This is a genomic window from Aliiroseovarius sp. F47248L, assembly GCF_023016085.1.
In the GTDB taxonomy this organism is placed as follows: domain Bacteria; phylum Pseudomonadota; class Alphaproteobacteria; order Rhodobacterales; family Rhodobacteraceae; genus Aliiroseovarius.
Map to the genome: position 1 here is coordinate 2,642,719 of NZ_JALKBF010000001.1, position 20,387 is coordinate 2,663,105.

Here is a 20,387-nt window from a genome sequence, read left to right on the forward strand (position 1 = left end):
CAAGCGCCTTATGTTACGTTACATAGGGCGCATATCTTTTGTAACGGTCAGCGCGTAACGCGGTGGGTGCTGTTCAATGCAATAAGCTCGCATGGCCCGTTCTCGCTGGGCTCGCGATTTCCGCGAAATCGCCCCGAACACTCCCTTCGTCGACAAGTCCGAACGCACCTACTGAACCGGAACCCGGGCTTACTTCGAATGGGATGCAGAAAAGGGAACCAAGCTTACCACCCTCTCCCGCCTTGTGATCATTTGGTCACGCTGCTGGCGGGAGGCAACAACATCACCCTCCGACCCGGCGATTTTCGACGTATCTTCCATTGAAAATTCTTTTACCCTTTCAAAAAAACAAAGAAGAAAATTCAAATCTGTAGATCGGGAAAAAAGGGGCGGCAGTCAGCGGTCACAACATTTTATGATCAATCAGATCGAGATTCTGAAAACCAAGACAAAACTTCCTCTTCATTCTGAATGTAATAGTCTCGAATATGTTGCCATTCTTTATAACTTCCGTCGAAGTGGCTAACCAATTTGACGCGATAGTCTGGTGTTGCATCCAATCCGCCGTACGTCGCAATCCACACACACACCACGCCGATAGCTTCAGCACGGCGCGCTCTACACTCGACGCAAGCAACATAGCTAACAGGAGCCATTCCGCTGGAGTGTGGCTCCACCAGCCCAGTAACTTGACCGCAAATATCGCAGTGCGCCGCTGCTTCCATTACGAATTTCCGTTAGCTGAAATTGTGTCGACACGGTCTGTTACTCTAGAAAATACTCTTTTGTATTCATCGCTTAGAGCGGGATCATGTTTGAACTCACCGACAAACCTATACAAAACTGCGCCAAGGTTATCGCTGTAGCGAGCGAACACAATTCTACTTTTCCATTTTTCATCATAAACAATTTTGGCGTGGCCACCGCTTCCATCTTTTTTGCGCTCAACAATTTGCATCCCATCAGGAGACAATTCGTTGTCCCAAGTCTCTGTTTCATACAGACGCGGAAACCAAACGCATCGCGAAGGGTCGCTAGCTAATGTCCAAGCGCCACGTTGAAAAACGCCTTTTGTATATCCAAAACAACGCAACGCATGATGCTGATATCGAAAAACAGGGTTTGTCGAGATCGAGAGAAAGCCTCGCTCTACGTGCTGATTGAGGTCATAACGATCTTCAAAATCCCAAGGTTCAAACGTATCGTTCGCAAGGGCATCTCGCTTGAGAAGCCGTATCTCGTTTATAAAATCATCCGCTTCTTTTGCCACAGAAGCCAATGATTTTTCTGTCACACCATCACTTTCAAGTACAGGAATACGTTTCTCAATCAAATTTGCGGCTACGACAATGTCATCTGTTCTATGTCGATCATTTGCAGTGTGTTCTTCAGTAGCATGCTGTGGCTCATCTATTTCGAGAAAGACACCAAACTGTGGAAAGTACATGTCTGTGAGCGCACGGCCACCATCTGGACGCCTTACAAGTTGCTGGCAGATGAATTCCACGTCTTCATTGTCTAACAGCAGTCCGTGGACAATTCTTGAAATAACGAAAAGCTCCCATTTTTTGTGCTTGATTTTCGAAAGACTTCTTAAAATAAACTCATCTTTACGCAAACTATCGCCCCTTCTTTTGAGCCTGAAATTTATAGTTCTCAATTATCTGCGGAAAGCCTCGCTCACGCCAGAACTCGCCGCTGATGTAACCGCTGGACATACCACCATGAGCAAATCGCTCGATAAAAAACTCATCGCAAAATGCAAGGCTTTGCCCTGTTGCGTCCCAAAAAGCGTTTTCTAACTGAAGATGGATACGTGTCTCGGCTTCAGGCAGACTTACATCTCTAAAAATCTCACGTAGCTCACACCAAAGATAGCGGTCACCTCTTAGTCCCCAGTGTTCTGGCTCCACGCTGAACAAATCACCAATCGTTCTCAAATGTTGCTCCCCCAACAAATTATTTATGCTCTAACATACCAATTTTGCAGCTGAAACAAAACAGCGGAACAGTGGGCCACCAGCATAATAGGAATGGATATCTGTGGCTTCTAAACTTCTTCGAGGCAAACGTAGCCTGTGCAACGTCAGTTGATCAGGGTCGCCGTCTTGCCATGCGTGCCTTGCTTGGTTTCAAGGATGAATGATCCGCGCCGGTAAAGGTCGATATATTTCTTTGAGTTCTCGCCAATGATCGCAGACGCCACAGGCCGTTCCAGCCGGTAGTGGTCGTTTTGGTCGGTGTCCGTAACAGGCAGCGGCTTTTCCAGCCCAAGGGCTTCGGTCAGATCATTCAGGAACAGGCCGTAATTGGCGCGCTCCGATCCACCAGACTGTTTCCACCGCTCAATAAATTCTGAAATCGTCTGCATAGGCACCACGTCAAACCGCTTTCGCTGACGATGCCCGCCAAGGGTGAAAGGTGCAACGTGATTCTAACGCTTGACCGTATCTGGCCTGCCACAGTGCTTACACTGCTTCCGTATAGCTTCCGGCAAACAGGCAGACGAAAGTCGCGCACGATGCCGCGGCGCGTAACATCTTGATATTTAATATGAAAGTGGTGAGCCGTGAAGGATTCGAACCTTCGACCCACTGATTAAAAGTCAGTTGCTCTACCAACTGAGCTAACGGCCCACTCTGTGTGCGCGGTGACTATAGCTGCCGGCTTGGCAGGTCAACCCCAATTTCCGAGGAATCTGTTCGATCTCTGGCAAAAGTTTTCACAAGGGCTTATATCGCGCGATATGGCATCTGACGACACTATAACTGAAACGCTCGACTTCATGAAATGGCATGGAGCTGGCAATGACTTTGTGATCATTGATTCACGGGGACGGGATGCCGTTGTTACCCGTGATCTGGCGGCGAAACTGGGTGATCGCAATCGCGGTGTAGGATTTGATCAACTGGCCGAGATTAGAAACTCGGACGTGGCCGATATCGACCTTGACTTCTGGAATGCGGACGGCAGCCGAGCGGGAGCTTGCGGCAATGCAACCCGTTGCGTGGCACACTTTATTCTGGACATGACCAAGCAGTCTGAACTGACCATCCGCACCACACGTGGCGTTTTGAAGGCGCGCGTCGAAGGCGATCAGGTTTCGGTCAATATGGGCCAGCCACAAACAGCATGGAACGAAGTGCCTTTGTCCAAGAACATCGACACCGCGCATTTGCCGATCGAAGGTGACCCGGCAGCGGTTGGCATGGGGAACCCTCACTGTGTGTTCTTCGTGGACAACACAGAAGCCGTCGACGTGGCCGGGATCGGTCCGCGCATTGAGCATGACCCGTTGTTTCCTGAAGCCACCAATGTCGAATTCGCCGAAATCCGTGCCCGCGACGAAATCCGCATGCGAGTGTGGGAGCGCGGAACAGGGATCACACTGGCCTGCGGTTCGGGTGCGTGTGCGACCGCAGTGGCAGCACATCAACGCGGCCTGACCGACAGTCGTGTTCGGATGGAACTGGATGGTGGCTGGCTTACGCTGGACTGGCGCGACGACGGCGTTTGGATGACCGGCCCCACGGCGTTTGTATTTAAAGGCCAGCTCACACCTGCTTTCCTGAAGGGGTTGTAAGAATGGTCGCGACGCCTCCCGTTTTTGCGACACTGGGCTGTCGACTGAATGCCTACGAGACAGAAGCCATGAAACGTTTGGCCAAGGACGCCGGCGTTGAGGGGGCGGTCGTGGTCAACACCTGTGCTGTGACAGCTGAAGCCGTGCGCAAGGCGCGCCAGGAAATTCGCAAGCTGCGCCGTGAAAACCCCGATGCTAAAGTGATTGTCACAGGGTGTGCAGCCCAGACCGAGCCCGAAACCTTCACCGCGATGGAAGAAGTCGATGCGGTAATTGGCAATCACGAAAAAATGTCACCCGAAACTTGGGCCGGACTTTCCCCCGACCTGATTGGCGACACCGAGCGTGTGCAGGTCAACGACATCATGTCCGTGACCGAAACCGCCAGCCATCTGATCGACGGGTTCGGCACCCGCTCCCGTGCCTATGTGCAAGTGCAAAACGGCTGCGACCACCGCTGTACCTTCTGCATCATCCCATATGGCCGGGGAAATTCACGTAGCGTGCCCGCTGGTGTCGTGGTCGATCAGATCAAACGCCTAGTCGACAGGGGTTTCAACGAGGTCGTTCTGACAGGCGTCGATCTGACAAGCTGGGGGGCTGACCTACCCGGTGGGCCACGCTTGGGCGATCTGGTCATGCGCATCCTGCGCCTTGTGCCCGACCTGCCGCGCTTGCGCATCAGTTCGATCGACTCGATCGAGGCAGATGAGAACCTGATGCTGGCGATCGCGTCCGAGCCGCGCCTGATGCCGCATCTGCACCTCAGCCTTCAGCATGGCGACGATCTGATCCTGAAGCGGATGAAGCGCCGCCACCTGCGCGATGACACGATTGCATTCTGCGAAGAAGCCCGCCGCCTGCGCCCCGATATCACCTTTGGTGCCGACATTATCGCAGGGTTCCCGACGGAAACGGACGCGCATTTTGAAAACAGCCTGAAGCTGGTCAAGGAATGCGACCTGACATGGCTGCACGTCTTTCCCTACTCGAAACGCGAAGGCACGCCTGCGGCGAAGATTCCCACGCAGATCAGCGGGGTCATTATCAAAGAGCGTGCCGCGCGGCTGCGTGCGGCTGGTGACGCCCAAGCCAAACGGCATCTGACCGCCCAGGTCGGGCAGGAACACAGCATCCTGATGGAAAACCCCACTATGGGCCGGACCGAACAATTCGCCGAGGTGATGTTTCAGACACCACAGGTTGAGGGTGCGATCGTCACAGCAAGTCCAACAGGCATCAACGGACAGCAATTGGTGGTCTGATCGACCGGCGATTGGTTGCCGTCCTGCGCAGAAAAGTGGACATGCGGCCCCCTCGACCCTACATTCTATGTGAAGGAGGATCACATGCCCTTACCCATCGCCCCGATTGCGGCTTTTGCGATCCGCTATGGTTCCGTCGCCGTCGCCACATATGCGCTGGCCCGGTCCATCGAACGCGCGCCGCGTGATCAACGTGTGGAAGACACGCTGGACACCGCGCCAGAAGGTCTGTCAGCCCGTCGCGATGATGAACAGATGAACGCTACCGCCCGTGTGCGTCGTGTGATTCGTCTGGGCACCGACGGCCCGGGGATCGAGATCGACGCGGTCAGCCTGACCCGCATTCGCTTTCGAAAGGTCTGAGCCATGCAGCTCATCACCTCGCCCGCGTCGCCATTTGCGCGCAAGGCCCGTATGGTGATCATCGAAACGGGTCAACAAGATGATGTGGAACTGGTCGAGGTTATTTCATCGCCGACCGACCCAAATCCACAACTGACGGCGGCCAACCCGATGTCGAAAATCCCTGCACTGATCCGCAGTGATGGGCCAACGCTTTACGACAGCCGCGTTGTGACGCGGTATCTGGACGCGCGGACTGGTGGGGCGCTTTATCCCGAAAACCGGATATGGGACGTCCTAGTTCTTGAATCCACTGGCGACGCAATCATGGATGCGGGCGTTCTGATGGTTTACGAGAACCGCTGCCGTCCTGAAGACATGCAGTTCGGCGGCTGGATGGATGCCCAATGGGGTAAGATCGAAGGTGCTCTGGATGCATTGAACACCCGCTGGATGAGCCATCTGTCAGGTCCGCTGGATATGGGACAAATCTCGGTCGCATGTGCTTTGGGCTATCTTGATTTCCGGCATGCGGAGCGGGAATGGCGCAAAACTCGCGATGCCCTGGACGACTGGTTTGCCGTGTTTTCGGCGCGCGACAGCTTTCAGGCAACGAAGCCCACCTGAGTCGCCTGATCCGTCTTATCACCATCAATCTCAGAAATTTATATCGTTACATGCGCTAACATGCGGCAACATAACCTTGAAAAGCCACCCCTGCGCCCTAATGACTTCTGGACTGGGCGCAATTCCTTGGATAAACAGCCGCGAAACGGACTGCTTTCTTGGGCGGTCTATTGTCGTGTCGGTTGCAGTTTTGCGACCTAGCTAGGGAGATGCGCTCTTGTCACAAGCCGACGACCACCAAGGAACCCGCCGGGACTTCCTTTATTATGCCACGGGTGGTGCCGCTGCCGTAACGGCCGGCGCCGCAGTTTGGCCGCTCGTTGACCAAATGAACCCATCAGCTGACGTGAAGGCGCTCAGCTCGATCCGTGTTGATATCTCGGGTGTCGAAGTCGGCAGCCAGATCACCGTGAAATGGCTCGGAAAGCCAGTTTTCATTCGCCACCGCAGCGAAGAAGAAATTGCAGCTGCCCGTGCGGATGATACTGCCGCCCTGCCAGACGATTTCGCGCGAAACGACAACCGTGACGCCTCTTTGTCGGCTGCGGATGAAAACCGTGCCATGGACGAAAATGGCGAATGGCTGGTCATGATGGGTGTCTGCACACATCTGGGCTGTGTGCCTCTTGGCGACGGCGCCGGTGATTATGGAGGCTGGTACTGCCCCTGCCACGGCTCGCATTACGACGCATCTGGTCGTATCCGTAAGGGTCCCGCACCCGAAAACCTGCCCGTTCCCGTCGCCGAGTTTGTCGACGAAACGACGATCAAACTGGGCTAAGGGAGGCTTATATGTCCGGAATTCCTCATGATCATTACGAACCCAAGACCGGGTTCGAGAAATGGCTGAACAAACGGCTTCCCGTCGTTGGTTTGTTGTATGACACCCTAATGATCCCGACACCCAAGAACCTGAACTGGTGGTGGATCTGGGGTATCGTTCTGACCTTCTGTCTGGTTCTGCAAATTGTTACCGGCATCATCCTGGTGATGCACTACACGCCGCATGTCGACATGGCTTTCGCATCAATCGAGCATATCATGCGTGACGTGAACGGCGGTCATATGCTGCGCTACATCCACGCAAACGGCGCATCGCTGTTCTTCGTGGCGGTTTACATCCACATCTTCCGTGGCCTGTTCTATGGTTCCTACAAGGCACCTCGCGAAGTCACGTGGATCATCGGCATGTTGATTTACCTGATGATGATGGCCACAGGCTTCTTGGGCTATGTTCTGCCTTGGGGTCAGATGTCCTTCTGGGGCGCAACCGTCATCACCGGCCTGTTTGGTGCCATCCCGTTCATCGGTGAAGGCCTGCAAACATGGCTTCTGGGTGGCCCTGCCGTGGACAATGCCACGCTGAACCGCTTCTTCTCGCTGCACTATCTGCTGCCTTTCGTGATCGCCGCACTTGTTGCCGTTCATATCTGGGCGTTCCACACCACGGGCAACAACAACCCGACCGGGGTGCCAGTTCGCACTGGATCGAAGGAAGAAGCCGAGAAAGACACCCTGCCCTTCTGGCCCTACTTCGTCATCAAAGACCTTGTTGGCCTTGGCATCGTGCTGATCATCTTCTTTGCGATTGTCGGCTTCATGCCCAACTATTTGGGTCACCCCGATAACTATATCGAGGCCAATCCGCTGGCGACGCCTGCACACATCGTGCCGGAATGGTATTATCTGCCATTCTACGCGATCCTGCGTGCTTTCACCGCTGATGTGTGGGCCGTGCAACTGGTCAGCTTCCTGACCGGCGGCATTGTCGACGCGAAGTTCTTCGGCGTGCTGGCGATGTTCGGCGCGATCTTTGTGATGGCGCTGGCCCCGTGGCTTGACACCTCGTCGGTCCGCTCGGGTCAGTATCGTCCGGCTTTCAAGTGGTGGTTCCGTCTGCTGATCATCGACTTCATCGTTCTGATGTGGGTCGGTGCGCGTGACACGAACTTCCCGCATGACTGGATTTCGCTGATTGGTGCCACCTATTGGTTCGCCTACTTCCTTGTCATCTTGCCGCTGTTGGGTCTGTTCGAGAAACCGACCACGCCTCCAGCGACTATCGAGGAAGACTTTAAAGCCCACTATCCCGGCGCAGCCGAGTGAGAGGATTGAAAACTATGATCAAGAAGCTCACAACATCCGCCGTCGTCGCACTGGCGCTCACCACTGGTGGCGCGCTGGCAGCCGGTGATGAAGGTCACATCGAAGACATCGCGTTTTCCTTTGAATGGCCCTTTGGCACCTATGACCAGGAACAGCTGCGTCGCGGCCTTAAGGTCTATACCGAGGTTTGTTCAGCCTGCCATGGTCTGCGCTATGTACCTTTGCGTTCGCTCGCAGATGAAGGCGGTCCGCACTATTCCGAAGACGAAGTGCGTGCCTATGCTGCCGAGAACTTCACCATCTATGACGAAGAGCTGGAGGATGACCGCCCGCGCACGCCTGCGGATTTCTTCCCGACCGTGTCTGGTGAAGGTATGGGGCCGGACCTGTCATTGATGGCCAAGGCTCGCGCTGGCTTCCACGGCCCGGCCGGCACCGGTCTGAACCAATTGCTTCGCGGAATTGGTGGTGCTGAATACATCGCCAGCTTCCTGACCGGCTTCAACGGTGAAGAAACCGAAGTTGCTGGCAGCGTCCTCTATGGCAACACCGCCTTCCCTGGCGGCTGGGTGTCGATGCCACCGCAGTTGGAAGATGGCCTGGTCGACTATGATGACGGTCACAACAACTCAGCACACCACATGGCAGAAGACGTATCCGCTTTCCTGATGTGGACAGCTGAACCCAAGATGATGGCTCGCAAAAAAGCTGGCTTTGTGTCGGTTATGCTGCTCGTTCTGCTGACGTCGCTGCTTTATCTGACCAACAAGAAGCTTTGGGCACCGCATAAAGGCAAAAAACTCGATCTGTAGTCAATTGCCATACCAAACACCAAAGGGCGCTTTTCGAAGCGCCCTTTTTTATTGATCAATTCCATATCTACTTGGACCCGAGGTAGTCGCGTAGTGCATCGGGTGGATTTTTGAATATCTGGTCGGTGGGCACTGGCGCGTTAGCGTGACCGTCTGCCACCAAAATAACCTTATCCGCGATCAGCCTCGCGTCGTCCGGGTTGTGACTGACCATAAGAAGCGTCGCACATGTTTCATTCACCAAGTCACCGACAAGCTCCAACATTTCGGCGCGCAGCGCCGGTCCAAGCGCCCCAAACGGCTCATCAAGCAACAACAAGGGTCGATCCCGCAGAAGCACCCGTGCCAATGCAACCCGCGCAATCTGTCCACCTGATAACCGCGCGGGTTTACGCGCACCCATTCCGGCAAGACCAACTCGCGCCAACGCCGCATCAACCCGTTGGGCTTCAGTTTGGTTCAATCGCAGGTTTGGCCGGACACCAAGCCCGACATTCTGTGCCACAGTCAAATGTGGGAAGAGGTTGTTGTCCTGAAACACCATGCTTATAGGTCGCGCCGCCGGATCAGTGGGCATGTCAGCCGCCTCCCACTTGATCGCACCCTCTGCCAACGGCTGAAACCCGGCAATCATCGCCAGCAAAGTCGATTTCCCAGCGCCTGAGGGTCCCAAAATGGCCACGCGGCACCCCGTGCCCACGCACAAGTCAGCAGACAACGTGAAATCCCCCATCTCGATTCGAGCTTTCTCAATTGTCAGCATTCACACGACCTCCGCGGTCAAAAATCCAGAACAGCAATAGGGACAGTCCCAAAAGAAGAACCGCCGCCGCCGCCGCATCATCCATTCTGTATGCCCCCATCAGGCGGTAGAGCTGCAATGGCAGCGTGACCCCCTGCGGGTCGGCAAACATCGCGATAACCCCAAGATCGCCCATCGACAGCGCCGCTGCCAAACCAAGCGCAAAACCCAAGGGCCGCCGCAATCGTGGCAACCACAACAGGCGCAGCCGTGTCAGCCCATGCAGCCCCATACCATCCGCCAGCGCCCCATAGTCGCGTTCGACCGTTCGAAGCGCAGGGACAATGGCACGCAGGGCGAACGGCAGGCTCATTGCGGCGTTGACAACTGCAGTGACCGGAAGCGCAAGATCCGAAGGTTTGACAATAGGAAAAAGAATCAAAAACAGCCCTGTCCCAACGACCAGAGGCGACGCCGCAATGGTCAGGTATCCCAACCCTTCGGCCAGCCACGCGCTGCGCTGCACGACGAGAACGGCTATTGGTAACGCCAGTGTCAATGTCAGGAACGCGGACCCGAATGCCACCAGAAGCGATCTAAACGCTGCCTGAAACACCGACTTCGGCAAAGACAACAGCCCCGGCACTCCATCGACAATGACCATCGTCAGTGGCAAAAGTAAAAACAGGCTGGCCAGCGTCACGGCCGCTGCATCAAGAATGCGCTGAACCCTGTTGTCATCCCACCGCTGCACGGCACGATCCAGCCCGGCGCCCATATTTCCGGGAACTGAGATACGAAACGCGATCAACGCAGCCCCTGCACCCATAGCAAACTGTATCAGGGCCAGCATCGCAGCACGGCCAAGGTCAAAATCAAACTTGAACGCCTCATAAATCGCCAGCTCAACCGTTGTTGCACGTGGCCCACCCCCCAGCGCCAAGGCAACCGCGAACGAGGTCAGGCAGATCAGGAAGATCACCAGAAAAGCACCGGGGATCACCTCGCGCAGCATCGGACGCTCCAATGTGCGCGCAATGTCGCACGGTCCCATTCCAAGTGACGCAGCAAGGCGAAACCTCTCGGCAGGGATCGACAACCAGCCTTGCAGGATCAGCCGCGAAGCGAGCGGCAGATTAAAGAACACATGTGCCAAAATGACGCCGTGATAACCATAGATAGAAATCGGCTCGAAACCAAACACGCCCAGCACCGCGTTGAATACCCCGTTTCGGCCAAAGACCGCGATCAGGCCAAGCACGGCCACGATGATTGGCAAGATAAACGGGGCACCCAGAAGGGTGACAAGCACGCGGCGCCCCGGAAAGTCACGCCGGGCCAGGGCGCGCGCCACAGGAATGGCCAGCACGACGCTGATCGCGGCTGACAGGGCAGCTTGCCACAAGGTAAACCGAATGGCGGCCCAATCCGATGGCCCAAGACCACGCCCACCATCGGCGCGCAGCGTCACAGCCAGCAGGGTGCCAAACACCAACACAACCAACAGCAGGACGGCCAATAGGCCGGGCCAATGCGACACCCATAGGGGGCGATCTGTATGGCCCGACCGTTGCATTTACTTCGAAAATGCCGCTAGCCACTCGTCCAGCGCAGGCTTGCGCAGGGCTTCGGCATCTTCTTCGGTGTGGAAGATAGCTTTACCGGGCACACCCAACAGATCGAATTTTTCGGGCAGAAGCGACGCATCCAGTTTTGATGGATACGACCAGTTCGATGTTGGAATTGCCGCCTGGAACTCTTCGCTCAGAACATAATCCATAAACGCACTCGCCAGTTCTGGCTGATCGGTGGTTTTCAGCTTCGCGGCCAGTTCGACAAACAGGTAATGGCCTTCTTCGAAGATCGCTGCCGACTTGGACATGTCGTCTTCCGAGATGATGTGATAGGCGGGTGAAGTTGTGTAAGACAGCACCATGTCTGCCTCGCCATCCGTGAACATGCCATAGCTTTCCGACCAGCCTTGCGTCACCGTCAGAACTTTTGGCGCCAAACGCTCCCACGCCTTGGGCGCGTCATCGCCATAGATCGCCTTGACCCACAGCAACAGCGCCAGCCCAGAGATCGAACTGCGCGGGTCTTGTAGGACGATTTTCACATCATCCGGCATGTCCAGTAGCGCCTCGAAACTGACAGGCGGGGTTTCCATCTTGGTGTTGTCAAAGATAAACGCGGTATAGCCATAGTTGAAGGGCAGGAACACGTCATCGTTCCATTCTATCGGCATGGTCAAGCCGCTGACATCCTGCCCATGGGGCGCGAACAGGCCAGACGCGCGTGCCCGAGCGGTGACATCGGTATTCAATCCAATGACTACATCAGCTTCGGTCCGCTCGCCTTCCAACAGAATGCGCGGCAGCACGTCGCCGGTGATGAATTGCAGGTCACAGCTGCACTGGGCTTCGAAGCCTTGCTCGATGCCGGGGCCGGGGCCCCATTCAGACGCGAAATAATCGGGCGCATAGACTTGAAGCACAGGCGTATCCGCGTTGGCCACGTGGGCCATCAGTGCAAGTCCTGCGACAAATGAAAGGGTCTGTTTCATGGTATCCTCCAAATGCGCCGGACGGAGTGGCATTTGGGGCATCCAAATTACCTTCCCTCCGCCGGTTCTAGCCGGTTCAGGTTCAACGGGTCCGCATGGAATGCATCTCAGCCGGTTTGGTCCGGCCCCCCGAGGTGTGGCCATTCCTGACGGGTTTGGTGCAACTTGGCAAGCCCCCCTTGACGCACCAGCCCTGATCGGCGATGTGAACGCTAACACCCGCCAGACCGGAGCCATTCATGTCGGATGCACTACAATCACCCGTCCGGGGGCTGGGCTTTGCCTTCGCCGCCTTCGCCGTTTTTGCGACGCATGATGCCGTGATTAAGGCGCTTGGAGTGAATTTCTCGGTATTCCAGATCATCTTTTTCGCGATGCTGTTTGCTTTTGTGCCGATGTCCGTCCTGATGCTGGCAGATCGGCAGGTCGACAATTTCCGCCCCAACCATCCGTGGTTGATCCTTCTGCGATCGGCCACGTCGGTTCTGGCCATGTCCACCGCCTTCTACGCCTTCACCGTCCTGCCATTGGCCGAGGTCTATGCCCTACTGTTCGCCACCCCTTTGTTGATCACCGCGATGTCCGCGCTGGTGCTGGGTGAAACGGTGCGCACGCAGCGGTGGGCTGCGGTCATCGTCGGCCTGATTGGCGTTCTGATCGTGCTTCGACCCGGCGTCACGCAGATATCATTCGGTCATGTGTGCGCCCTGATCGCCGCGTTCTGCTCGAGCTTTGGCTCCGTCATCATGCGCAGGATTGGCGGGGAAGAGCGGACTGCGGTGATGATCCTGTATCCCATGCTGTCCTCGATCCTGTTCATGGCTGTTATTCTGCCTTTCGTCTATCGTCCCATGGAAGTGACCCAACTGGGTATGTTCGCAAGCCTGGGCGTGTTGTCCGTGGGCGCACAGGTGCTGATCATCGCCGCCTATCGCGCCGCTCCCGCCGCGGTGGTGGCCCCCAGCCAATACAGCCAGATCCTGTGGGCAACCCTGTTTGGTGCGCTGTTCTTTGATGAACTTCCCGATCTGTGGGTAGGCGTGGGTGCATCGATCATCATCGCCTCGGGCATCTTCATCGTGTGGCGCGAAAGCCGTCCGGCGGTGTCTATGCGCAATCCGATCCTGCGCGATCCCAACCCGCGCTATGACGCTGGCCCAAGCCCGAAGCCAAAGCACCGTCGACCGCAAAGCTGACGCGCCCGCGCTTCCCTTTCGCGCGCGCCTTCGCTATCACCCTGACAACGAAGGAGCTTGCGTATGTCGATAAACAGTTTCGGTCATATCTTCCGCGTCACCACATGGGGCGAAAGCCACGGGCCCGCCCTTGGCGCGACCGTTGACGGCTGCCCCCCCGGCGTACCGCTGGAACCTGAAATGATCCAGGTCTGGCTGGACAAGCGCCGCCCGGGCCAGAACAAGCACACAACCCAGCGCAACGAACCAGATCAGGTGCGCATCCTGTCAGGTGTGTACGAGGGCAAAACGACCGGCACGCCGATCCAGTTGATGATCGAAAACACCGACCAGCGCTCGAAAGACTATGGCGAGATCGAAAAGACGTTCCGCCCCGGTCACGCCGACATCACCTATTGGCAGAAATACGGCATCCGCGACCCGCGGGGGGGTGGACGCTCGTCCGCCCGCGAAACGGCAGCCCGTGTGGCCGCTGGTGGCGTGGCGCGTGAGGTGCTGAAGGCGTTGGTGCCGGGGCTTCAGATCAAGGGTTACATGACCCAGATGGGTGCGCTTCATCTTGACCGCGACAAATTCGACTGGGATGCGATTGACCAAAACCCGTTCTGGCTGCCGGACAACACGGCTGTGCAGGAATGGGAAGACTATCTGCAACACCTGCGCACCAAGGAAAACAACAGCGTAGGTGCGGCGGTTGAGGTCGTGGTGCGCGGTGCACCCGCGGGACTGGGCGCCCCGATCTATGCCAAGTTAGACACTGACCTGGCCGCCGCGATGATGTCGATCAACGCCGTGAAAGGTGTCGAGATTGGTGAAGGCATGGCGGCGGCAGGACTGAAAGGCACCGAAAATGCGGACGAGATTTTCCGCGGGAACGACGGCCAGCCTGTATTCTCGTCCAACCACGCTGGCGGCATTCTTGGTGGCATCTCGTCCGGGCAGGATATCGTGGTTCGGTTCGCTGTGAAACCTACCAGCTCAATCCTGACGCCGCGCCAGTCGATCACCAAAACTGGTGAACCCATCGAGGTCGTCACCAAGGGCCGCCACGACCCCTGTGTGGGCATCCGCGCCGTGCCCGTGGGCGAGGCGATGGCGGCCTGTGTCATCCTTGATCACGTCATGCTGCATCGCGCCCAGATGGGCGAAGGTGTGCGCGGCAAGATCGGATGACCGATGGCCGTACTACGCACGGCAGATAAGAGGCCTCCGGCGGGGATATTTCGGGCCAAGAGAAGCGTCAGGTGGTTGCCGCAGTCAGTGCCGTATCCATCAGCGCCTTGATGTCGGATTTGGATGTTCCGGCAACGATCCGGCCAAGTTCCTGATCGCCTTTCAGAACGACCAAAGTTGATCGACGCGGGATTCGCAGCGATTTAGTCAGTTTGGATTTGCGATGCAGGTCCCAATCAACATCGATGAAGGTTATGCTGCTTTCATAAGCCGGATTTTCGGCTTTCAGGGCATTGATAACCCGTTCTTGCGCCGCACAGGTGCTGCACCAACTAGCTTTGAAATCCAAAAAGACGGTTTCGCCCTTGTCTAACGCCTTCGTGACAAGGCCGGGGGAATAGTCTGCCGTGGCCTGCGCGGCCCAAGGGGCAAACGAGGCAGCAGCGGTCAGGGTCAGGAATTGACGACGTTTCATATAAGGTGCTCCTTTCAAAGGGAAACTGAGAGGTCGTTGAGCCAGGCAGGCAGATTTCGAACCGCCCAAGCCTCAAGGACATGGTGGAACTTGGACAGGATAGCGAGGCCGACCAGAAGGAAGATGGCGCCCATGATCGGGCGCGACTTATTGGCAATGTGGCGCATCAGTGCTTGACGGCGCAGGATGGCCGCCCGCGCCCCGTATCCAAGCGTCAGAATGATGGTCGACACGCCCAGCGCGAAAGCCACCATGATCACGGCCGCCCAAGGTATGCTTTTACCCTGTGACGCGAGAGAGATCGCACCCCCTAGTGTGGGGCCGATACACGGGCTCCAGACCGCGCCCAGCAGAACGCCGCCCATGAACTGCCCTGCAAGGCTGGCCTGATCGAAATCATCAAGACTGGTGTCCGCATGGGACGACATCCCTGCCGTCGTTGCGGCAAACCGCGCGGACAGAGCGGGCGTCATAAGGATCAGCCCAAAGCCGATCATCAGAACTGCCCCAGCTTGCGCGATCATGTCTTCGGTCAGGCCAACCGAATAGCCGACGACGGTGACCAGCAGGCCCAGCATGACAAAAGACAAGCTCATCCCAGCGGCGACAGCAATCGGACCATAGCGGCTGGCTTGCAGGGCCGTGGCAAGCACAATGGGCAACACCGGCAAGACGCAGGGGTTGATCAGGGTCAGAAGACCAGCAAGGTATGCCAACACAATCTCCATGGCACAAAGCCTACGGAAATGGGCGTAAATGTCATCTCACGATGGCCCCGCGCGGCTTCACGTCTGTGTGGGATTTTGTTTCGCCAACTGTACGGCGAGGATGCCAAAGGTGATGATGGCGACGCCGATAAAATCGGTGGCGGTCAGTGCCTCGCCAAGCAAAAGCCACGCGATGGCAACGCCGAAGAACGGGTTGAGAAAGTGGAAAGTGGCCGCCTTCACGGCTCCGATCCGACCCACCAGCGCGAACCAGACCCATGTGGCCAGAACACCGGGCACAAGGACAGTGTAGCTGAACGCAAGGCCAAGGCGCAGGCTGGGCTCAAAGCTGGGGCTTTCTAAAAAAAGTGCAACCACAGCCAACACAGCGGACCCAACAAACATCTGCAATCCAACGATCATCATTAAGTTACCCCCGGATGAGGCCGTACGCACTGCCAACGTGGCGGCAGTCAATGCGGCGGCTGCAATGAAACACAGCACCACGCCGGTCACATCAACACCACCGGACAGCCGCGACCCCATGATCAGCGCAACACCAACGATACCGGCCAAAAGGCCAATCATCGCCAACGGGCGCATCCGGTCGCCGAGCAGCGCCCACCCCGCCAGCGCCACCATCAAGGGCATGGTAGAGGCGATAATCGAGGCAAGGCCGGCCTCAATCCATTGCATGGCAACAAAATTCAGACCCAAATAAAGCGCGTTTTGGCAAACCCCAAAAATAATCACCGCCCGCCATTGGTTGCGCGTCAGTTTCCAGCTTTGCCCAAGAGCGCGTGCGATGATCACCCCCAGAAGCCCGGATATCAGGAACCGCAGCGCCAATGAGAACAGCGGCGGAGCATCCGCCACGATGATGCGGGCAGACGTGAAGGCCGAACTCCACATCAGGGCAAAGGCAAGCCCCATAAAGATTGCGCGCAGATCCATGTCACCTCCGGCAAAAAAAAAGGGCCGCCACTTGGGCGACCCTTTCCGAATTCGTGTCCGGGGACAAGCCCCGAAGGCACCAAGATCAGCCGTTCACGCTGTCTTTCAGAGCCTTCGCAATGGTCATCTTCACGACCTTGTCAGCATCTTTGTGGATCTGCTCGCCGGTGGCGGGGTTGCGCACCATGCGTGCGGGACGCTCGCGGCAGTAAATCTTGCCAACACCCGGAAGGGTCACAGCGCCACCACCAGAAACTTCTTTGGTGATGATGTTGATGATACCGTCCAGCGCGCTCGACGCCGATTTCTTGTCCGAGCCCATTTCTTCGGCCAAGGCAGCGACCAGTTGGGTCTTCGTCATAGGTTTCGACATATAATACACTCCTCACATTTACCCATTGATTGGGCTTCATTGGCCGCATTTAACTGTATGTAGCGGGGGGACACAACGATTTGTTGTGCGTATTTCCCCAATAAATAGCGGTTTTTTGCCCGAAATCGCGCTTCTTTCCCTAAAGGAAAGCTGTCTCTTCGAAACTTCTGAGCTTCCGACTGTGGATTCGCTCGATCGGCATCTCGCGCAGGGTCTCCATGGCTTGGATGCCAATCAGCAGGTGACGCGCCACCTGTGACTTGTAAAAATCCGATGCCATGCCAGGCAACTTCAGCTCTCCATGCAACGGTTTATCGGACACGCATAGAAGGGTGCCATAGGGCACGCGGAAGCGGAAACCGTTTGCGGCGATGGTCGCGCTTTCCATGTCCAACGCAATGGCGCGCGACTGACTAAGTCGTTGCACCGGCCCTGATTGATCGCGCAATTCCCAATTTCGATTGTCCAGCGAGGCCACCGTGCCGGTGCGCATGATCTGCTTCAGGTCATACCCCTCCAGTTCGGTAACTTTGGCCACGGCTTGTTCCAGTGCAATCTGGATTTCCGCCAAAGGTGGAATCGGCACCCAGATCGGCAGGTCATCGTCAAGCACCTTATCCTCGCGCAGATAAGCATGGGCCAGAACGAAATCACCCAGACGCTGGCTGTTGCGCAAGCCGGCACAATGACCAACCATCAACCATGCATGGGGTCGTAGAACGGCAATATGGTCAGTCGCGGTTTTCGCATTAGACGGACCAACACCGATATTCACCAAAGTAACACCTGACCCATCTGCGCGTTTCAGGTGATATGACGGCATTTGCGGCAGTTTCTCTGGCGCTGGCATCTCTTCGTCCGGGGCCGTGATGCTCTGATATCCCGGTCCGACGAAAGACGTGTAGCCGCTTTCAGGATCAGCCAGCATCTGACGGGCATAGGCTTCAAATTCCTCGACATAGAACTGGTAGTTTGTGAACAGAACGTGGTTCTGAAAATCCTCAGGCTTGGTGGCGGTGTAGTGGGACAGCCGGGCCAACGAGTAATCCACTCGTTGCGCCGTGAACGGCGCCAGCGGCGAAGCCCCATCCTCGCCCACTTGGGCGACTCCGTTGACGATATCGTCGTTGGTGCTGGACAAGTCCGGCACATCAAAGACATCGCGCAACGGAAAGCTCATCGCGCCTTCCTGTGGCACAGTTATGTTTGGATCGTTGGCCACAGCGAAGTGTACGGGAATAGGCGTGTTGGACCAACCCACCTGAACAGGTACACCGTGATGTTCAAGCAGCAATGACACCTGCTGCGTCAAGTAGCTTTCAAACAGATCGGGGCGCGTGATTGTTGTGCTGTAGGTACCCGGCGCTGACACGTGACCAAAACTCAGCCGCGTGTCGATCTTCGCATGGCTGGTCGTGGTCAAGCTGATTTGGGGATAGAAGGCACGATAGCGCGTGTCGGGCTGATCGCCGGACACGGATTGTTCGAAGGTTTCGCAAAGAAAGGCGCAGGCGTCTGCATATAACTCCTTCAAACGCTGAACGGCCGCCTTGGCTTCCGTAAACGTCTCATGTGCACCATGCGGAGGCGTGATCACCGGGATGGAGTTTCCGTTCGACAGCATCAATGATCCTCAATCAAATTGGTCAGTTCAAATCGGGTGACGTCAACAAGTCCCAGATCAGAAATACGTAACTCAGGGATGACGACAAGTGCCAGTAATGAATGCTGCATATAGGCATTGTTCAGCGAACAACCACATTGGTCCATCGCAGCCACCATCGCATCAGCTTTCGCGGCGACCTCGTGCGCAGGGGCATCCGACATCAGGCCCGCAACGGGAAGCTCAATCAAGGCCAGTTCTTCCCCGTCCCTGAACACCGTGACACCCCCGCCCACCTCGCCCAGACGGTTCGCGGCCAACGCCATATCCTCGCGGCTGGTGCCGACGACAATCATGTGGTGGCTGTCATGCGCCACGGTCGAAGCGATGGCCATCTGCCCCTTGTATCCAAAGCCCGACACCAGACCATTCACCACCTCGCCCGTCGCGCGGTGCCGTTCGACCAGGGCAATCTGGCAAACGTCGTGCGACTCGTCGGTTTCCACCAACCCGTCGATCACACCCAGGTCGCGAGTGAGCGCCTTGGTCGGGGCCTGGTTCTCGACCACCCCGATCACTTTGGCGCGGACCGAATTGGCGCCCTCGGGGGCCGTAATCTCAAAATCCACGGCTTCAAGCACGCGGCCCAGATGCACGGTCTTGCGCGCGTATTCGGGCCAGTCCAGATGCGGGCATTCGACGGTGACCTCTCCGCCCTCGGCCACTGTCACGCCGCGCGCGATCACCCGGTTGATCGGCAGGGTGGTCAGATCATCGGTCAGGATCACATCCGCCCGCCTTCCGGGTGCAATAGAGCCTAATTCACGCTCTAGCCCGAAATGCGTGGCCGTGTTGATCGTCGCCAATTGCAATGCGATGAGCGGATCACAACCACAGGAAATCGCGTGGCGTACGACGCGATTCATGTGGCCCTCATTGACCAAAGTGCCCGAGTGGCAATCATCCGTGCAAAGGATGAAACTGCGCGGGTCCAGTCCCTTTTCCGTGATCGCCGTGATCTGGGTTTCAACGTCATACCAAGCCGACCCCAGCCGCATCATCGACCGCATCCCCTGCCGCACGCGCGCAATGGCGTCCGCCTCGCAAGTGCCTTCGTGATCATCAGCGGGGCCACCCGCCGCATAGGCATGGAAGGCCGGGCCAAGATCCGGGCTGGCATAATGCCCACCCACGGTTTTGCCCGCGTTCTGTGTTACTGCAATCTCGGCCAGCATCTTGGCGTCGCCATTCACCACACCGGGGAAGTTCATCATCTCACCCAGCCCGATGATGCCCGGCCATTCCATCGCCTCGGCCACATCGTCGGGCGTGATTTCGTAGCCGGTCGTCTCCAACCCAGGCGCAGACGGCGCGCAGGAGGGCATTTGGGTAAAGATGTTGACGGGCTGCATCAGAGCCTCATCATGCATCAGCTTTACCCCCTCAAGCCCCATCACGTTCGCGATCTCATGCGGGTCGGTGAACATGCTCGTGGTGCCGTGCGGGATCACGGCGCGGGCGAACTCGGCAGGTGTCAGCATGCCGCTTTCGATATGCATATGCGCGTCACACAGGCCGGGGATCAGGTATTGGCCCTCCGCCTCGATCACTTCGGTCCCGTCACCAATGCAGTGGCTGGCATCCGGCCCGACATAGGCAAAGCGCCCATCCGCAATGGCGACCTGCCAGTCGTCCAGCACCTCGCCGCTGTGAACGTTTACGACACGCCCGCCCCGGATCACCAGATCGGCAGGTTCACGGCCGGCAGCCACCGCGACAAGGCGGGCGGCGCAGTCGGACCACGGTTTGATAGCTATCTGTTCCATCAACGCATTGTTTCAGTTTCCCATGTTGGTGCAACCCCAA

Annotated in this window: 22 protein-coding genes, 1 tRNA gene and 1 riboswitch; of the genes, 9 read left to right on the plus strand and 14 right to left on the minus strand. The window is 56.9% G+C overall.

Translation table 11 applies throughout. The annotated features are described in order from the left end of the window. Positions 1-419: 419 nt before the first annotated feature. From MWU51_RS13060 to MWU51_RS13080, 5 genes are all read right to left on the minus strand, one after another. Positions 420-725, minus strand: coding sequence for a hypothetical protein (locus tag MWU51_RS13060; RefSeq protein WP_247037748.1), 306 nt, complete (start codon positions 723-725; stop codon positions 420-422). Continuing rightward, a complete protein-coding gene (locus MWU51_RS13065) occupies positions 725-1,618 on the minus strand; it encodes an AbaSI family restriction endonuclease (RefSeq protein ID WP_247037750.1) in 894 nt (297 codons plus the stop codon). Before MWU51_RS13065 ends, MWU51_RS13060 begins: the two co-directional genes overlap by 1 nt. Position 1,619: 1 nt before the next feature. Next, the gene (locus tag MWU51_RS13070; RefSeq protein ID WP_247037752.1) at positions 1,620-1,940 is read right to left on the minus strand and encodes a hypothetical protein; all 321 of its coding nucleotides are present in this window, start codon (positions 1,938-1,940) and stop codon (positions 1,620-1,622) included. 146 nt (positions 1,941-2,086) lie between these two features. Continuing rightward, entirely contained in the window at positions 2,087-2,371 is a 285-nt protein-coding gene (locus MWU51_RS13075; protein WP_247037754.1) for a type IIL restriction-modification enzyme MmeI, read from the minus strand. A gap of 189 nt (positions 2,372-2,560) precedes the next feature. Next, positions 2,561-2,636 (minus strand) — tRNA-Lys (locus MWU51_RS13080). Between the two features lie 110 nt (positions 2,637-2,746). On the opposite strand from MWU51_RS13080, the gene dapF reads away from it, so the two are divergent. From dapF to MWU51_RS13115, 7 genes are all read left to right on the plus strand, one after another. After that, the gene (gene dapF, locus MWU51_RS13085) at positions 2,747-3,583 is read left to right on the plus strand and encodes a diaminopimelate epimerase (RefSeq protein WP_247037756.1); all 837 of its coding nucleotides are present in this window, start codon (positions 2,747-2,749) and stop codon (positions 3,581-3,583) included. A 2-nt stretch (positions 3,584-3,585) separates the two neighbouring features. Further along, entirely contained in the window at positions 3,586-4,848 is a 1,263-nt protein-coding gene (gene mtaB, locus MWU51_RS13090; protein WP_247037758.1) for a tRNA (N(6)-L-threonylcarbamoyladenosine(37)-C(2))-methylthiotransferase MtaB, read from the plus strand. A gap of 84 nt (positions 4,849-4,932) precedes the next feature. After that, positions 4,933-5,211 carry a hypothetical protein gene (locus tag MWU51_RS13095; protein WP_247037760.1) on the plus strand — a complete coding sequence of 93 codons (279 nt, stop codon included), beginning with the start codon at positions 4,933-4,935 and terminating at the stop codon, positions 5,209-5,211. A 3-nt stretch (positions 5,212-5,214) separates the two neighbouring features. Beyond that, positions 5,215-5,817, plus strand: a complete 603-nt coding sequence (locus MWU51_RS13100; protein ID WP_247037762.1) for a glutathione S-transferase — start codon at positions 5,215-5,217, stop codon at positions 5,815-5,817. A gap of 217 nt (positions 5,818-6,034) precedes the next feature. After that, on the plus strand, positions 6,035-6,598 hold the full coding sequence (gene petA / locus MWU51_RS13105) for a ubiquinol-cytochrome c reductase iron-sulfur subunit (protein ID WP_247037764.1): 564 nt from the start codon (positions 6,035-6,037) through the stop codon (positions 6,596-6,598). An 11-nt stretch (positions 6,599-6,609) separates the two neighbouring features. Next, complete coding sequence (petB, locus tag MWU51_RS13110; protein WP_247037766.1) at positions 6,610-7,923, plus strand: cytochrome b; 1,314 nt, start codon at positions 6,610-6,612, stop codon at positions 7,921-7,923. A gap of 14 nt (positions 7,924-7,937) precedes the next feature. Further along, positions 7,938-8,735, plus strand: a complete 798-nt coding sequence (locus tag MWU51_RS13115) for a cytochrome c1 (RefSeq protein WP_247037768.1) — start codon at positions 7,938-7,940, stop codon at positions 8,733-8,735. Between the two features lie 67 nt (positions 8,736-8,802). Here the strand turns inward: MWU51_RS13115 and MWU51_RS13120 are convergent, their stop codons facing one another. The 3 genes from MWU51_RS13120 to MWU51_RS13130 are packed head-to-tail and all read right to left on the minus strand — an operon-like array spanning position 8,803 to position 12,040. Then, entirely contained in the window at positions 8,803-9,498 is a 696-nt protein-coding gene (locus MWU51_RS13120) for an ATP-binding cassette domain-containing protein (RefSeq protein WP_247037769.1), read from the minus strand. Then, positions 9,485-11,053, minus strand: a complete 1,569-nt coding sequence (locus MWU51_RS13125) for a thiamine/thiamine pyrophosphate ABC transporter permease ThiP (RefSeq protein WP_247037770.1) — start codon at positions 11,051-11,053, stop codon at positions 9,485-9,487. The genes MWU51_RS13120 and MWU51_RS13125 overlap by 14 nt, the downstream gene beginning before the upstream one ends. Next, positions 11,054-12,040 (minus strand): thiamine ABC transporter substrate binding subunit, encoded by a 987-nt coding sequence (locus MWU51_RS13130; RefSeq protein ID WP_247037772.1) that lies wholly within the window; start codon positions 12,038-12,040, stop codon positions 11,054-11,056. Between the two features lie 36 nt (positions 12,041-12,076). After that, positions 12,077-12,182, minus strand: a riboswitch (TPP riboswitch). 97 nt (positions 12,183-12,279) lie between these two features. Between MWU51_RS13130 and MWU51_RS13135 the strand changes: the two genes are divergently transcribed. Together MWU51_RS13135 and aroC are read left to right on the plus strand one after the other, a co-directional pair. Next, on the plus strand, positions 12,280-13,236 hold the full coding sequence (locus MWU51_RS13135; protein WP_247037774.1) for a DMT family transporter: 957 nt from the start codon (positions 12,280-12,282) through the stop codon (positions 13,234-13,236). A gap of 63 nt (positions 13,237-13,299) precedes the next feature. After that, on the plus strand, positions 13,300-14,409 hold the full coding sequence (gene aroC / locus MWU51_RS13140; protein ID WP_247037776.1) for a chorismate synthase: 1,110 nt from the start codon (positions 13,300-13,302) through the stop codon (positions 14,407-14,409). A gap of 67 nt (positions 14,410-14,476) precedes the next feature. On the opposite strand, the gene MWU51_RS13145 is transcribed toward aroC, so the two are convergent. The 6 genes from MWU51_RS13145 to ade all read right to left on the minus strand — a co-directional run bounded on the left by MWU51_RS13145 (position 14,477) and on the right by ade (position 20,347). After that, on the minus strand, positions 14,477-14,884 hold the full coding sequence (locus MWU51_RS13145; protein ID WP_247037778.1) for a thioredoxin family protein: 408 nt from the start codon (positions 14,882-14,884) through the stop codon (positions 14,477-14,479). Positions 14,885-14,898: 14 nt separating this feature from the next. Beyond that, positions 14,899-15,612: a cytochrome c biogenesis CcdA family protein gene (locus tag MWU51_RS13150; RefSeq protein WP_247037780.1), complete on the minus strand. Its 714-nt coding sequence runs from the start codon at positions 15,610-15,612 to the stop codon at positions 14,899-14,901. A gap of 57 nt (positions 15,613-15,669) precedes the next feature. After that, a complete protein-coding gene (locus MWU51_RS13155; RefSeq protein WP_247037782.1) occupies positions 15,670-16,545 on the minus strand; it encodes a DMT family transporter in 876 nt (291 codons plus the stop codon). An 85-nt stretch (positions 16,546-16,630) separates the two neighbouring features. Further along, entirely contained in the window at positions 16,631-16,918 is a 288-nt protein-coding gene (locus tag MWU51_RS13160; protein ID WP_091427903.1) for an HU family DNA-binding protein, read from the minus strand. 139 nt (positions 16,919-17,057) lie between these two features. Further along, complete coding sequence (locus MWU51_RS13165) at positions 17,058-18,542, minus strand: AMP nucleosidase (RefSeq protein WP_247037785.1); 1,485 nt, start codon at positions 18,540-18,542, stop codon at positions 17,058-17,060. Continuing rightward, positions 18,542-20,347 (minus strand): adenine deaminase, encoded by a 1,806-nt coding sequence (gene ade / locus MWU51_RS13170; RefSeq protein ID WP_247037787.1) that lies wholly within the window; start codon positions 20,345-20,347, stop codon positions 18,542-18,544. The genes MWU51_RS13165 and ade overlap by 1 nt, the downstream gene beginning before the upstream one ends. Positions 20,348-20,387: the final 40 nt, after the last annotated feature.

What these genes read in the sequence shown, in the direction of transcription:
- aroC (WP_247037776.1), top strand. Translation starts at nt 13,300, where the DNA reads ATGTCGATAAACAGTTTCGGTCATATCTTCCGCGTCACCACATGGGGC.
- MWU51_RS13145 (WP_247037778.1), bottom strand. Translation starts at nt 14,884, where the DNA reads ATGAAACGTCGTCAATTCCTGACCCTGACCGCTGCTGCCTCGTTTGCC.
- MWU51_RS13120 (WP_247037769.1), bottom strand. Translation starts at nt 9,498, where the DNA reads ATGCTGACAATTGAGAAAGCTCGAATCGAGATGGGGGATTTCACGTTG.
- mtaB (WP_247037758.1), top strand. Translation starts at nt 3,586, where the DNA reads ATGGTCGCGACGCCTCCCGTTTTTGCGACACTGGGCTGTCGACTGAAT.
- MWU51_RS13130 (WP_247037772.1), bottom strand. Translation starts at nt 12,040, where the DNA reads ATGAAACAGACCCTTTCATTTGTCGCAGGACTTGCACTGATGGCCCAC.
- MWU51_RS13095 (WP_247037760.1), top strand. Translation starts at nt 4,933, where the DNA reads ATGCCCTTACCCATCGCCCCGATTGCGGCTTTTGCGATCCGCTATGGT.
- MWU51_RS13150 (WP_247037780.1), bottom strand. Translation starts at nt 15,612, where the DNA reads ATGGAGATTGTGTTGGCATACCTTGCTGGTCTTCTGACCCTGATCAAC.
- dapF (WP_247037756.1), top strand. Translation starts at nt 2,747, where the DNA reads ATGGCATCTGACGACACTATAACTGAAACGCTCGACTTCATGAAATGG.
- MWU51_RS13160 (WP_091427903.1), bottom strand. Translation starts at nt 16,918, where the DNA reads ATGTCGAAACCTATGACGAAGACCCAACTGGTCGCTGCCTTGGCCGAA.
- MWU51_RS13115 (WP_247037768.1), top strand. Translation starts at nt 7,938, where the DNA reads ATGATCAAGAAGCTCACAACATCCGCCGTCGTCGCACTGGCGCTCACC.
- MWU51_RS13125 (WP_247037770.1), bottom strand. Translation starts at nt 11,053, where the DNA reads ATGCAACGGTCGGGCCATACAGATCGCCCCCTATGGGTGTCGCATTGG.
- MWU51_RS13060 (WP_247037748.1), bottom strand. Translation starts at nt 725, where the DNA reads ATGGAAGCAGCGGCGCACTGCGATATTTGCGGTCAAGTTACTGGGCTG.
- MWU51_RS13135 (WP_247037774.1), top strand. Translation starts at nt 12,280, where the DNA reads ATGTCGGATGCACTACAATCACCCGTCCGGGGGCTGGGCTTTGCCTTC.
- petB (WP_247037766.1), top strand. Translation starts at nt 6,610, where the DNA reads ATGTCCGGAATTCCTCATGATCATTACGAACCCAAGACCGGGTTCGAG.
- MWU51_RS13165 (WP_247037785.1), bottom strand. Translation starts at nt 18,542, where the DNA reads ATGCTGTCGAACGGAAACTCCATCCCGGTGATCACGCCTCCGCATGGT.
- ade (WP_247037787.1), bottom strand. Translation starts at nt 20,347, where the DNA reads ATGGAACAGATAGCTATCAAACCGTGGTCCGACTGCGCCGCCCGCCTT.
- MWU51_RS13075 (WP_247037754.1), bottom strand. Translation starts at nt 2,371, where the DNA reads ATGCAGACGATTTCAGAATTTATTGAGCGGTGGAAACAGTCTGGTGGA.
- MWU51_RS13100 (WP_247037762.1), top strand. Translation starts at nt 5,215, where the DNA reads ATGCAGCTCATCACCTCGCCCGCGTCGCCATTTGCGCGCAAGGCCCGT.
- MWU51_RS13155 (WP_247037782.1), bottom strand. Translation starts at nt 16,545, where the DNA reads ATGGATCTGCGCGCAATCTTTATGGGGCTTGCCTTTGCCCTGATGTGG.